At 34.7% G+C, this 13,965-nt stretch carries 14 protein-coding genes; all 14 read left to right on the plus strand.

Features of this window, described 5'->3' with window-relative positions:
• Window positions 1-89 precede the first annotated feature (89 nt).
• Window positions 90-473 (plus strand): Wzz/FepE/Etk N-terminal domain-containing protein, encoded by a 384-nt coding sequence (locus B8965_RS05595; RefSeq protein WP_084052876.1) that lies wholly within the window; start codon window positions 90-92, stop codon window positions 471-473.
• A complete protein-coding gene (locus B8965_RS05600; RefSeq protein WP_084052877.1) occupies window positions 448-996 on the plus strand; it encodes a GNVR domain-containing protein in 549 nt (182 codons plus the stop codon). The genes B8965_RS05595 and B8965_RS05600 overlap by 26 nt, the downstream gene beginning before the upstream one ends.
• A 48-nt stretch (window positions 997-1,044) precedes the next feature.
• Window positions 1,045-2,928, plus strand: a complete 1,884-nt coding sequence (locus B8965_RS05605) for a polysaccharide biosynthesis protein (RefSeq protein ID WP_479723338.1) — start codon at window positions 1,045-1,047, stop codon at window positions 2,926-2,928.
• A gap of 320 nt (window positions 2,929-3,248) precedes the next feature.
• Window positions 3,249-3,476 carry a DUF1659 domain-containing protein gene (locus B8965_RS05610; RefSeq protein WP_084052879.1) on the plus strand — a complete coding sequence of 76 codons (228 nt, stop codon included), beginning with the start codon at window positions 3,249-3,251 and terminating at the stop codon, window positions 3,474-3,476.
• 41 nt (window positions 3,477-3,517) lie between these two features.
• Window positions 3,518-3,745, plus strand: coding sequence for a DUF2922 domain-containing protein (locus tag B8965_RS05615; RefSeq protein WP_084052880.1), 228 nt, complete (start codon window positions 3,518-3,520; stop codon window positions 3,743-3,745).
• Between the two features lie 486 nt (window positions 3,746-4,231).
• Window positions 4,232-5,260: a nucleotidyltransferase family protein gene (locus B8965_RS05620; RefSeq protein WP_084052881.1), complete on the plus strand. Its 1,029-nt coding sequence runs from the start codon at window positions 4,232-4,234 to the stop codon at window positions 5,258-5,260.
• 76 nt (window positions 5,261-5,336) lie between these two features.
• The gene (locus B8965_RS05625; protein WP_084052882.1) at window positions 5,337-5,933 is read left to right on the plus strand and encodes an RpnC/YadD family protein; all 597 of its coding nucleotides are present in this window, start codon (window positions 5,337-5,339) and stop codon (window positions 5,931-5,933) included.
• Window positions 5,934-6,191: 258 nt separating this feature from the next.
• Window positions 6,192-8,054 (plus strand): phospho-sugar mutase, encoded by a 1,863-nt coding sequence (locus B8965_RS05630; RefSeq protein ID WP_084052883.1) that lies wholly within the window; start codon window positions 6,192-6,194, stop codon window positions 8,052-8,054.
• 415 nt (window positions 8,055-8,469) lie between these two features.
• Window positions 8,470-9,378, plus strand: coding sequence for an Rpn family recombination-promoting nuclease/putative transposase (locus B8965_RS05635; protein ID WP_084052884.1), 909 nt, complete (start codon window positions 8,470-8,472; stop codon window positions 9,376-9,378).
• Between the two features lie 164 nt (window positions 9,379-9,542).
• Window positions 9,543-9,866, plus strand: coding sequence for a hypothetical protein (locus tag B8965_RS05640; RefSeq protein ID WP_084052885.1), 324 nt, complete (start codon window positions 9,543-9,545; stop codon window positions 9,864-9,866).
• A gap of 163 nt (window positions 9,867-10,029) precedes the next feature.
• On the plus strand, window positions 10,030-10,332 hold the full coding sequence (locus B8965_RS05645; protein WP_084052886.1) for a hypothetical protein: 303 nt from the start codon (window positions 10,030-10,032) through the stop codon (window positions 10,330-10,332).
• Window positions 10,333-10,638: 306 nt separating this feature from the next.
• A complete protein-coding gene (locus B8965_RS05650; RefSeq protein ID WP_084052887.1) occupies window positions 10,639-10,800 on the plus strand; it encodes a YvrJ family protein in 162 nt (53 codons plus the stop codon).
• A 35-nt stretch (window positions 10,801-10,835) separates the two neighbouring features.
• Window positions 10,836-11,345, plus strand: coding sequence for a competence protein ComK (locus B8965_RS05655; protein WP_084052888.1), 510 nt, complete (start codon window positions 10,836-10,838; stop codon window positions 11,343-11,345).
• Between the two features lie 577 nt (window positions 11,346-11,922).
• Complete coding sequence (locus tag B8965_RS05660) at window positions 11,923-13,911, plus strand: DNA polymerase (RefSeq protein WP_084052889.1); 1,989 nt, start codon at window positions 11,923-11,925, stop codon at window positions 13,909-13,911.
• Window positions 13,912-13,965 lie beyond the last annotated feature (54 nt).

Genomic DNA, 13,965 nt, shown 5'->3' on the forward strand with positions numbered 1-13,965 from the left:
TTTTTTGCATTTCAGTGCACTAATTATAGTAGTATTTGAATTCCTAATTTTAGAAACGAAATTGAAATTATTTATATGGAGGTTTACCCGTGGAAGAACAAGAAATATCACTACGAGAACTAATCGAGATCTTATTAAAAAACAAGAAGATGATTATGACAATTACCTTAGCAAGCGTTTTACTAACTGCCTTAGTTAGTCTTTTTGTTTTAAAGCCAAGCTATGAAGCAGAGGCTAAATTAATTGTGGCAGACCTTAATGCTAATTCTATAAATGGAAATATTAGTGTTATGCTCTCTGATCCTAAAGGAGATATAATTGGAGAAGAGCAAATTAAAGGAATAATTGACTCTGTATCTAATCAATCACGTCTAAATTTACAAAGTTATATGGAACAAATAAAAAATCCAGAAATCTTAACTAGTGTAATCAAAGATCTATCCTTAAATGAAGATAAATATACTATCAATTAAGGTTAAAGATAGGGACCCTAAACAAGCAGCTAACATAGCCAATTCCTTAGCCACTAAGTTTTCCGGCTTTATCTCAGAACTTGCAACCAAACAAACTAATCAATCTTTAACTTATATTCAAACTCAACTTGAAATAGAAGAGAAAAACTTAAAAGAAGTTTTGGCTCAATATCGAACAGAGTTGGCTAAAGCTGGAGTGGATGATCAAAATATTCAAAAGGCTGCAGCAGATAAACAAGTAGAGCTTGAAATGATTGACCTAAAAGTAGAAAATGCACGTAACAAATTTAAAGCATTACTAGCAAAAAAAGAAGAAATTAAATTAGCCCAATCCTTTGATATAGGAGAAGCAGCTATCGTAGTATCTTCAAAAGCTTATGAAAGTAAAAGTCCTGTATCTCCAAATAAAACATTGAATGTAGCGATTGCCCTAGTATTGGGACTTATGATTGGTGTATTTGCTGCTTTTGCAAAATCATATTGGCAATCAACAAGCATGGAAGGCAAAGGGGCAAAAGTCTAACCAAGAAAAGAAGGTGTTTATATGTCTAAACCTATACGCATTTTTCTTTTGACTATAATTGATGCGTTTTTAATCTATGTAGCCTTTTATATGGCCTTATTAGTACGATTTGATTTTGACATACCTGCTACAAATTTAACTGGATTTCATAGTATAGCCATTCACCTTGTTGTTGTGGCTGTAATATGTTTCCATTTATTTGGATTATATAAAAGAGTTTGGCAGTATGCCAGTATTGGTGAACTATTAATCGTAGTAGTTGCTGTAGGTGTGGCTACCACAATGCAAGTTACTTTAGCCTATTTTTTTATGGAAGGTGCTAGCTTTCCTCTTCCACGAAGTATTTTCATTTTAAGTTGTTTTTTTACGATCTTTTTAGTCGGTGGGTCGAGATTAGCTTGGCGTCTTTTTAGAGATCAAGCCTTAAATATGCATACTATCAGAGGTGGCAAACCTATTTTAATTATAGGTGCGGGTGATGCTGGATTTATGGTGGCCAAAGAGATGAAAAATCATTTTTCAGGCAAAGTAAATGTAGTAGGCTTTATCGATGATAGTGCAACAAAACAAAGCTCGAAAATATTAAATATACCAGTTCTTGGAAATAGGGGAGACATTCCGGAGATAGTTTCTAGGTATAACATTGAACGGGTGATTATTGCCATTCCTTCAGTAGAGGGTAAGGTAATCAAAGAAATAGTAGAAATTTGTAACCAAACAAATGCGGAAATTCAAATACTGCCTGGCATGTATGATTTAATTGAAGGAAATGTCACAGTTAATAATATTCGGGAAGTTCAGGTAGAAGACTTATTAGGAAGAGATCCCATAAAGGTCGACTTACAAGGTATTTCGGAATATATTAATGATCGCGTAGTTTTAGTTACAGGCGCAGGGGGATCAATCGGTTCTGAACTTTGTCGACAAATAGCAAGATTTTCCCCTAGTGAATTATTATTATTAGATATCTCTGAAAACACGATTTATGAAATAGAATTAGAATTACGTAGCACTCATCCTGATTTAAAAATCTATCCTTTAATCAAAGATATCCGAGAAAAGGATTCCATGGAAAGAGTATTTAGACAATTTAAGCCGAAAGTAGTTTTTCATGCTGCAGCCCACAAACACGTTCCTTTAATGGAGCATAATCCAGAAGAAGCCATTAAAAATAATGTTAGAGGAACATATAATGTGGCCCGGTCAGCAGATAAGTTCGGTGCTGAAAGATTTGTCTTAATTTCAACAGATAAAGCAGTTAATCCCACTAGTGTAATGGGTGCATCTAAGAGGGTTGCTGAAATGATTATTCAGTTCATGGATAAAACAAGTAAAACAAATTTTATGGCAGTCCGTTTTGGTAATGTTTTAGGAAGTAAAGGAAGCGTTGTACCTTTATTTAAAAAGCAAATACGTGAAGGCGGACCAGTAACGGTTACTCATGAAGAAATGGTTAGATTTTTCATGACCATCCCTGAAGCTGTACAATTAGTAATTGAAGCAGGATCCATGTCCAAAGGTGGAGAAATATTTATCCTCGATATGGGTGAACCTGTTAAGATTATTGATTTAGCCAGAACATTAATTAGACTTTCGGGATTTGAACCAGAAGTCGATATAGATATAGAAATTTCAGGCATCAGACCAGGAGAAAAATTATATGAAGAACTACTGATATCTAAAGAAGGCTGTGATGCTACTAAGCATAAACGAATCTATGCAGAAAAACCTAATTTCTTAGATATTCCATTAATTGAAGAGGTTATAGCGTCTATTCTTACAGATAAATTACCAAATAGCAAAGAAGAAACAGAAAAGTTCTTAAAGGCTATAATTCCACAATTTAGAGATAAATGTGCAAGTAATAATCACCTTGAGATAGAAAACGCTTCTTTCATTACTAGTCAAGCCGAACAATTCGTAGCTGGTTAGCGGCTACTTAGATATCTAGAATATAAAGTTAGTCTAAAAAGCATGGTAAACTTTAAAGCAAGGTATATTTAAAAGTAAGGTTAATGCAACAGCAAGGTAAATCTAAAAGCAAAGAAAATCAAAAAGTAACTAGTGCATAAAAATATTCTTAACCAGAGGGTTTAAAGCTAGTTTCCCCCGAGGGCACAAAGGATATACCCAATAATATTTAAATACTCTCATTTTTAAAGAAGTCGTTCCTATTTAACATAGGGGCGGCTTTTTCCTTTTTCCCTAACTTTTTATACAATGAAGTCAGTTAGGGAAAGGGGGTGAAGCACATGATGGTTGAGAGAATGCATAATTATTCCAAATTACGCATTACATTGGATTTCGGAATGGACGAAAATGAAAAGGAAATTCTGAAGGCAAAGACTTTTTCTAATGTAAAGGAAGACGCTGAAGATGAAGCATTATATGAAGTGGGAACTGTTTTTGCTGGGTTAACAACATGTGAGACATTATTTGATGTTGAAAGAATTAGTTCAAATAGTATTTTTTATGCTTAATCTTTCAAATTATATGAAAGTAGAGAAAGGAGGTAATTGGCTTGGCTAAGACATTACAACTAAGCTTTGTAGATGCGGACAATAAAAAGGTATCTATGACTGTTAACGACCCTAGGGAAGACCTAACGGGGCTGGAAGTTAAGGCTGCGATGGATCAAATAATTGCGCAAAATATTTTTACGTCATCAAAAAATAAAGATCTCGTAGCTATCTCGGGAGCAAGAATTATTGATCGCGATGTAACTGAGTTAGAAGTCTCGGGAGAGTAGAGTAGGAAAAGGTAAAAGTGATTAAATAGAGATAGATTTGCGTTTTGGCTGAGTAAATGACTAAATAAAAATGTGCATAAACCTTAAAATATAATGGCATTAAAGTATTTAGTTCTAAATTTTCAGAATAACTGGAACAAAGGGTGGCTTTTCTCCTTCTTAATTAAATGTCCTGAATATAGGGTTCATTTAAATAGTGGGGGCAGGAGCCGCCTTTTTTTTATTCTTTTTTATGATGTATTGTGTTGTGGCAGCTAAAACTTTTAGCTTCTCAGCCTTTATAATTTTAATGTAATTGTCTTGGTCTTTTTCCGTAACGAGTAATTAAGGTTGGAATTTTGCCCTTTATACGCTAAAATAAAGGATATATAGAAAATTGACCCAATTAGGGAGATAAAATTAGGGATACAAAATAAAGATATAAGATAAAAATAAAGATTAAGAAATAAAATAAAGTTTTGAAAATAATGAAATGTAGGTGAACAAATGAAAGGAATGATTATGGCGGCAGGTCTAGGATCTCGTTTAATGCCATTAACAGAAAATATACCTAAGCCGATGGTACCCGTATTAAATAAACCTGTGATGCAGTATTGTATTGAACTTTTAAAAGAACATGGTGTTCAGGAAATTATTGCTAATACTCATTATCGTCCGGAAGCTATTTCTAATTATTTTGGAGATGGGAGTAATTTAGGCGTACGTTTAGAATATTCATACGAAGAGGAATTACTAGGTACGGCTGGGGGAGTTAAAAATAATCGATGGTTTTTAGATGAAACATTTATTATCGTGAGCGGCGATGCCTTAACTGATATTAATTTAACCGAGATGGCAAGGTTTCATAAGGAAAATAATGCTCTGGTAACTCTTGCCCTAAAGTCTGTTGAAGATGTAAGTAAATATGGGGTAGTAGTTACAGATGAAGCGGGCAAGATTCAGGCATTTCAGGAAAAGCCAAAAGCTTCGGAAGCTGTAAGCAACTTAGTTAATACTGGGATTTATATTTTTGAGCCGGAAATATTTGATTATATTCCTGATGGTTTTTATGATTTTGGTAAAGAGCTATTCCCGAAATTAGTAGAAATGAATGCGAAAATTTATGGTTTTAATACTACGGATTATTGGTCAGATGTAGGGAGTTTAGAAGTTTATAAAGATTCCAATTGGGATTTTTTAGCTAATGACAAAAACCTTATAGGCAAAAATACCGTGGTGCAAGATAGTGCTAAGCAAGAAGGAAATGTGGTCATTGGCTCTGGCTGCTATATTGGTAATAATGTAAGGCTTAAGAACTGTATTATCTGGGATGATTGTATCATTGCAGATAATGTTGTAATTGAAAATGCAATTATTGGCTCAAAGTGTCTTATTGGAGAGGGTTCCACCATTAATTCTCAAGTAGTAGTGGGATGTGGTTGTAAAATAGGTAGTAATGTTACCTTGGGTCCCGGGCTAAAGATCGAGAGTAATAGTAGAATTGATAGTGGTGAAGATATTTTAGAAGTAGGGTAATAATAAAAGCTATATATAAGGAAGATTTCTTTCTACGATACAATTAACATCAAGAAAAGATGATTATAATAGAAAGATGTTTAAATATTTTGCAAGACTCCATGAAAAATACCAAAGAAAAATATTACCGATTGTCATATACTCGCATGATAATAAAGAAAAGGAACCAGATAATTATAAGCTTGAGTTTTCTTTTTTAAAGGTATTAGAATTTAACTTTATGAGATTACAATTAAATAACGAACCATGGCGAAATTATATTAGAAGTAATAACCCTGTAGCAGCAGCTTTAATTAGTAAGATGAATTATTCTAAAGAAGAAAAAATATCTGTAAAGATAGAGTTTACAAGAATGCTGGCAAATATGCAATTAGATATAGCGAGAAGTACAATTTTAACCGCATTTTTTGAAAACTACGTTAAATTAACTACAGAAGAAGATCAATATAATAAAATGCTAATAGAAGAGTTAACTCCTCAGGAGGTGAGTAGTGTGATAGAAATAACTACATCTTACCATGAAAAAGGTCGTGAAGAGGGAATTAGAGAAGGTGAAAAAGAAGGAAGAAAAGAAGTAGCAAAAAATCTTATTTTACTAGGAATTGAGATAGATAAAATTATGGAAGCGACTAAATTATCTAGGGAAGAGATTAAAAAATTAATAAGTGAGTAAGATTAAGTGTATGACCAAAGTTGAATGAACAATTAGAATGAGGGTGGCTTTGTCCTTCTTAATTAAATGTCCTAGATATAGGGGTCATTTAAGTAGTTAGGCAGGAGCTACCTTTTTTGTGCCTTTTTTAATTGCCAATATTTACCCAAAATGTTATCATTTAAGATAATTAACATAAAAAGCAGCGCATCTAAATATATTAGTATTGTGGTCAACTTTACCTTTATTTATTCATGTACTTAAAATAAGGAGGAGCATATGGAAAAAATAGCACATAAGGAGCATTATTTACAGCAGTATCAAAAATGGATTAATACGGATTCTTTAAACGAGGAAATGAAAGCTGAGCTTTTAGCGATAAAAGATGACAAGGCCGAGATAGAGGAAAGATTTTATAAAAACCTAGAATTTGGCACAGGTGGTCTTCGGGGGCTAATGGGGGCAGGGACTAATCGCATTAATATTTATACCGTGCGCCGTTCTACTCAGGGACTAGCTAATTACTTAAAAAAGCAGAATTTAACCCCGTGCACTACGAAAACTGAAGATCGTGCGGCTTCAAAGGGCACTTGGCGGAATATAGATCACCCTACTGTAAAGGCATCTGGGCAGACGAACACTAATAAAACCACGCCTCTAAAGGTAGTTATTGCCTACGATTCACGGTTTAAGTCACGGGAATTTGCCTTAGAATCAGCACTTGTTCTAGCACAAAATGGTATTAAGGCTTATGTTTTTGCAGAAATTGCCCCTACCCCATTACTTTCTTATGCGGTGTGTGAACTTGGAGCAGACGCAGGCATTGTTATTACAGCAAGTCACAATCCTAAGGAATATAATGGGTACAAGGTTTACGGTAATTATGGAGGACAAATGACAGATGAAGATTCTAGAGCTGTTATCGAACAAGTAGAAAATATCCAGGAAGAATTAAGTGTAGCCGTGATGGCACAAAAAGAAGCCGAGGCACAGGAATTATTAGTGTGGCTTGGTAGTGAATTATTGGATAGATATATCGAGAGAACAAAAGGGTTAATTTTAAATCCTGAAATAATTGAAAAAATGCAAGATAGCCTAAAAATTGTATACACTCCTTTACATGGGACGGGCAATATTCCGGTAATGAGGCTGTTACAGGAATCCGGCTTTAAAGAAGTAGCAATTGTTCCAGAGCAAGCAGAGCCAGATGGTAGTTTTCCAACAGCGTCTTATCCAAATCCTGAGGATATTAAGTCCTTTGCCCTTGCGATTGAACTAGGCAAGGCAAATAATGCAGATATTCTCCTAGCAACTGATCCTGATGCTGACCGAGTAGGCGTAATTGTGAAAAATGAGCGTAGTGAATATGTGTCCTTAACGGGTAATCAATTAGGTGGATTATTAGTTGACTATATTTTAAGTAGTCGTAAGGAAAAAAACACCCTGCCCGCAGATGGCGTAATTATTAAAACAATCGTTACTTCTAGCTTAGGCGTGGATATTGCTCGTAAATATGGAATTGGTCATATTGATGTTTTAACCGGTTTTAAATATATCGGTGAAAAAATAAATGAATTTACACACAGTAAAAGCTCCACCTATTTATTTGGCTACGAAGAAAGCTATGGTTATTTAGCCAGTGATTATGTACGCGATAAAGATGCCGTGCAAATTTGTTTATTAGCCTCTGAAATGGCTGCATTTTATAAGGATAAGGGTATTACCTTGTACGAGCGTTTACACCAGTTATTCACAGAACTTGGCTATTATCAAGAGGACCTGGTAAATATCACCTTAGAAGGCATTGCCGGAGAAAAAACAATTGCTGCTATCATCGAAGATTTCCGGAACAATCCCCCACATGAGGTTCATGGGGAAAGGGTATTAATGGTATGTGACTATTTAACATGTACGGAAGTGGACATGATTGAAAAAATAGCAACAAAAACCACCCTGCCAAAGTCCAATGTCTTAAGGTATCGCCTCTCTGATGGATCATGGTTTTGCATTCGTCCTTCTGGCACAGAGCCTAAACTTAAAATTTACTTTGGGGTAAAAGGTAACACAGCTGAAGAAGCGACCACAAAGCTAGAAGGAATCAAAGTAGAAGTCATGCAAAGAGTAAATCAAGTAAATGTGTAAGCAAAAATATTAATAATATAGGGTTAATCATAATTAATAATACAGGTTAGTAATATATAAAAATATAGGTTTAGTTATCATTAATAATATAAGGTTAATTATATAAATTAGTAATAAATTAGTAATAAATTTAAGTAATAAGGTTAATTATATAAATTAGTAATAAATTAGTAATACAAGGTCGTTCTGGTAAAAAGCTGGAGCGGCTTTTCTTTTCTCTTTACAATACTTTTCGTTAACCACAGTAATAATTTCTGGATTTCATTCTTTATTATGCCCCAGACTTTTAATTATATGCATATTTAAGATAGAAATTGAGCAGGGTAATAATACAGCTATATATAAGGAAGAGTTTTTTCTGCTATTCAATTAATATCAAAAAATTGCTATAATAAGAGAAAGGGAATACTGGTAAATGAAGAAAAATAAGAAATATGATTTAATGGATCCGAAAATTGATTTTGCATTCAAACAAATCTTTGCAGGGAAATTTAAAGAAAGTAAAATTGTCCTAATAGATTTACTAAATTCTATTTTAGGGTTCGAGGAAACGGTAAAAATTACCGACATTCTATATTTAAACCCCTATACGGATAAGGAATATGAAGAATCCAAACAATCAATCCTGGATATTAAGGTCAAAACAAATAAAGAGGAATTAATCGATATTGAAATACAAATTAGAAATTCTGATAATTATCGCAAACGCTCCTTGTATTACTGGTCAACTATTTATGGGGAGCAAATAGTTGAAGGCGAAGCATATAATGAATTAAAAAGATGCATAGTAATAAATATCCTGAATTTTAATTTAATTACAGAAAATGAACACTATCATAGTATTTTTAATGTAAGAGAAAAAAACAAAAACTTTGCCTTAAATCATGATTTAGAAATCCACTACCTGGAATTAAAGAAGTTTTTGAAAAGCACAGGCGAAGAAAAGTTTACAGGTTTAGAGCAGTGGTTAATATTCCTTAAAGATTCAGGCAATGAAAATAAACGCGAAATAATAAATCAAATACGAAAAGAAAATGAGGTGATTGACATGGCAGGAGAAATCTTAGAAAAATTAAGTCAAGATGAAAAGGCTAGAGCAATCTACCAACAAAGACGCAAATGGTATTTGGATAAGGTATCAAGTGAGAAGTATTTTCTAAGTAAAGGCCGAGAAGAAGGAATTAAAGAAGGAATTAAAGAAGGAGAGCTAAAAGGCAAAAGGGATATAGCAAAAAAACTTATTTCCTTAGGAATTGAAATAGATAAAATCGAGGAAGCTACAAAGTTATCTAGGGCAGAGATTGAAGAGATAGCAAAGGAATAAAGTGAATTAAGGAAATCTTAGCTGTTCATTTTTGATGAGCAGCCTTTTTTCTACTCGATTAATATTAAAAAATTGCTTTAATAAATGAACACTATCATAGTATTTTCAATATAAGAGAAAAAAACAAAATAAATCAAATACGAAAAGAAAATGAGGTGATTGACATGGCAGGAGAAATCTTAGAAAAATTAAGTCAAGATGAAAAGGCTAGAGCAATCTACCAACAAAGACGCAAATGGTATTTGGATAAGGTCTCAAGTGAGAAGTATTTTCTAAGTAAAGGCCGAGAAGAAGGAATTAAAGAAGGAATTAAAGAAGGAATTAAAGAAGGAATCAAGGAAGGAATTAAGGAAGGGATAAAAGAAGGAGAACTAAAAGGTAAAAGGGATATAGCAAAAAAACTTATTTCCTTAGGAATTGAAATAGATAAAATTGAGGAAGCTACAAAGTTATCTAGGGCAGAGATTGAAGAGATAGCAAATGAATAAAGTGAATTAAGGAAATCTTAGCTGTTCATTTTTGATGAGCAGCCTTTTTTCTGCTCGATTAATATTAAAAAATTGCTTTAATAAATGAACACTATCATAGTATTTTCAATATAAGAGAAAAAAAATAATAAATCAAATACGAAAAGAAAATGAGGTGATTGACATGGCAGGTGAAATCTTAGAAAAATTAAGTCAAGATGAAAAAGCTAGAGCAATCTACCAGCAAAGACGTAAATGGTATTTGGATAAGGTATCAAGTGAGAAGTATTTTCTCAGTAAAGGCCGAGAAGAAGGAATTAAAGAAGGGATCAAAGAAGGAATCAAAGAAGGAGAGCTAAAAGTCAAAAGGGATATAGCAAAAAAACTAATTTTATTAGGAATAGAGATAGATAAAATTGAGGAAGCTACAAAGTTATCTAGGGCTGAGATTGAAGAACTGGCAAAGGAAGAGATGTCAAAGGAATAGAGTGAATAAAGTAAATTAAGGAAAGCATAGCTGTTCATTTTTGATGAGCAGCTTTTTTCTATATTCAATCAATATCAAAGAAAAACCCTGGCAATATTCCAGCTCCCACCTCCTTTTCGCCTCAAAAAACCCACCAATATTCCAGCCCCTACCCCCTTTACGCCCCATTTATCCTCAAATACCACGACCTGCCTACAATAAGGCCCATTTAGAACCAAATGCTCCCCTTTTCGCCCAAATAGTCATTACACCTTTTGAAATAATAGGCTATAATAGTAGTAATAGCAAAAGAAGGGAGTGAATAGGGTGGAGGAATTAATGCAACAAGTAGCAAATTTCGGATTTCCTATCGTGGTTAGTATTTATTTACTAGTACGCGTAGAAGGACGTCTAGAGCATCTATCATGTTCAATAAACGATTTATCCAGCGTAATTCTCAGACTAAAAGAGGTCATTGTCCATGAATAATAAATGTATCTTAAAATCAAAGGAGGTCACAGAGCATGAATCATAGTGCAAATGCTATTTGCAACAATTTACCGGAAATTCAGGCTTTGCTGCCTATTTATACAGAAGATGGGGGAAATAGCACAGAAGTGTGCCTGGTAAATGGAAAGCGCCTCATAAGTCCGAAAAAAACTAAAACCATTCTAAAAAACATAGCAGAGTCATACACCAAAGACGTGAGCCTGATTAGAAGAAAGTATGGGTCCCTAATTGGCCGCAAACATCAAGCACCGCTACCATTGATTCCGGATTTAATCTTGGTTCCTTTAAAATTCCGTTCACCAATTGGTAAAGACGAAGGCGCATTATGCTACATCTCTCAAACCCAAGTGGCCAGCTGGAAGGCCTGCGGTAAAACTAGCACAAAAATAATTTTTAAAAATGAGCTAGAGATTGAAGTAATGCAAAGCATCGACTCGGTAACCTTAGCCCTAAAACAAGCCGACATGATAAGAATGGAATACATAAAAAATCTTGATTTAAAATCTATCCAGAATCTACTTTAATTTAATAATATTCTTAAAAGGGTTTGTCCAAGTAAAAGGGGACAGCCTTTTTTTCATGTGTGAAGAATTTGCTGAACAATCCTTGATAATAGAACCCACCTCGCTTAATTGACAAAGTTTGATGGCGAATATATCTTTAAATTCCTAGATGAAAAGTGGCTAGATCCAGACCAAATATTAGCCAACTATTTTTAGAATATGGGCATGATGTAATAATCTATCCAATTAAAATTTCGCTCACCAATTGGTAAGGACGAAGGAGCCTTATGCTACAGCTCACGAACGCAAGTCAAGAGCTGGCAGCCATGTAACAAAAGCAGCGCGAGAATTATCTTTAAGAATGATCAAGAAATTATTGTAATGCAGTCCATGGAAAATGTAACCATAGCCCTGCAACAAGCAAACTTAATCAGAAGCCAGTTACCAGCTAATTAATTTTAGTAGGTAACTGGTTATTTTTTTGCCTCCCACCTAAAGAGGCGAGAGACTTACGCCAAGTTAGTCAGGTAAAAATGTTACGAATTTCCTATTCTGGGGGGCTATATAGTGAGAGCCTAAAGAGAGGAAGAGATAAAAAATGAAAAAACTATCAATTGATATCGAAACATTTAGTAGCATAGACCTCGCTAGATGTGGCGTTTATAAATATTGCGACTCAGCTGATTTTAAAATACTACTTTTTGCCTATGCCTTTAATGATGAAAAAGTAGAGGTCATAGACCTAGCCCAAAATGAAGAAATCCCAGAAAAAGTCGAGCAGGCCTTAACCGATCCTAATGTAATCAAAACAGCATTTAATGCAAACTTTGAACGAACTTGCTTAAAAAAATACTTTAATAAACCTATGCCACCTAGCCAGTGGAGGTGTACCGCTGTCTTAGCCTTAACGCTCGGTCTTCCAGGAAATCTTGCGGGAGTAACAAAGTGCCTAAAATTACCAGAGGAAAAAATGCAAGAAGGTAAAGATTTAATTAAATTTTTCTCTATTCCCATAAATAAAAATCAGAATATTCAGACAATGAAGGCGGCCCAAACAGCTCAATCACCCCAATCTGCCTCCTGCGCCCGAAATCTACCCCAGCATAATTTAAAAAAGTGGCAGACCTTTAAAGAATATTGTAAACAAGACGTCGTAGTGGAGCGCGAGATTAGAAAAAAACTAGAAGTCTTTCCTATCCCAGCGCCTGAGCAAAAACTCTGGGAGCTAGACCAAAAGATAAACGATAACGGGGTAAGAATAGACGGGCAATTAGTAGAAAATGCAATTGAATGCGCTGAAATATATCACAAAAAAAGACTAGCTGAAGCCGCCTCCCTAACAGGACTAGCTAATCCTAATAGCCCTGCCCAGCTAAAGGACTGGCTCGCTGCGCAAGGTATAGAAGTAATTAGCCTTGCAAAAGACAAAGTAAAAGAATTATTAGCCACAGAAACGGACCCTAAAATCATCAGAGTATTAGAACTTAGGCAGGAAATGTCAAAAACATCCGTTAAAAAATATGAAGCCATGGATAAAGTAGTATGCAGCGATGGGAAAATTAAAGGCATGCTGCAGTTTTATGGGGCAGCTACAGGCAGATGGGCAGGTAGAGTTATAAATCCCCAAAACCTCCCAAGAAACGAGATAGAAAGCCTTGATCTAGCACGCCGTCTCATAAAGTCTAAAGATTATAAAGAATTAGAATTAACCTTTGACTCTGTGCCAGATACCTTGTCCCAATTAATTAGAACAGCCTTTATCCCCTCACCTCATGCTAGATTTATCGTGTCAGACTTTTCTAGCATTGAAGCAAGGGTAATCGCTTGGCTAGCAGGGGAAAAGTGGAGAATAGATGTCTTTAACGACCATGGAAAAATATATGAAGCCTCAGCATCAGAGATGTTTAACGTACCACTAGCAGAAATCACCAAAGATAGTGAGCTGCGCCAAAAAGGTAAAATCGCAGAACTAGCCCTAGGGTATCAAGGTAGCACAGGCGCACTTAAAGCCATGGGAGCATTAGGCATGGGACTAGCTGAAGAAGAATTAAAACCATTAGTAGATACCTGGAGAAGTTCAAATCCAAAAATAGTAAAGCTCTGGCGCGACGTGGAAAATGCAGCCATAAAAGCAGTAACAGAAAGAACAACTATTAAAATACAGTTTGGACTTAAATTTAGCTATCAAGGTGGAATTTTATTTATCACCCTACCCTCAGGTAGAAGCCTTGCTTATCTTAGGCCAAGAGTAGAAATAAATAGAAAATTTAATACAGAAAAATTAACCTATGAAGGAGTAGTCCCAGGAAGTAGAAAATGGGGACGAGTAGACACCTATGGAGGTAAATTAGTGGAAAATATTATTCAAGGCCTTGCAAGAGACTGCCTAGCTATAGCCATGTTAAGGCTTGATAAGGCAGGATATAAAATAAGCTTTCACGTCCATGATGAGGTTATCCTTGATGTTCCAAAGGGGACAGGCTCAAAAGAAGAAGTAGAAAAAATCATGGCAAAAAGTATTAGCTGGGCACCAGGTCTTCCTTTAAACGCTGAAAGCTTTGAAACAAATTATTATATGAAAGAATAGCAAATTTCTAATTATAAGATATTATTCCGCCCAAAAAAATAAATAAGGAGTAGA

The organism is Desulfonispora thiosulfatigenes DSM 11270 (assembly GCF_900176035.1).
Classification (GTDB): Bacteria; Bacillota; Peptococcia; order Peptococcales; family Desulfonisporaceae; genus Desulfonispora; species Desulfonispora thiosulfatigenes.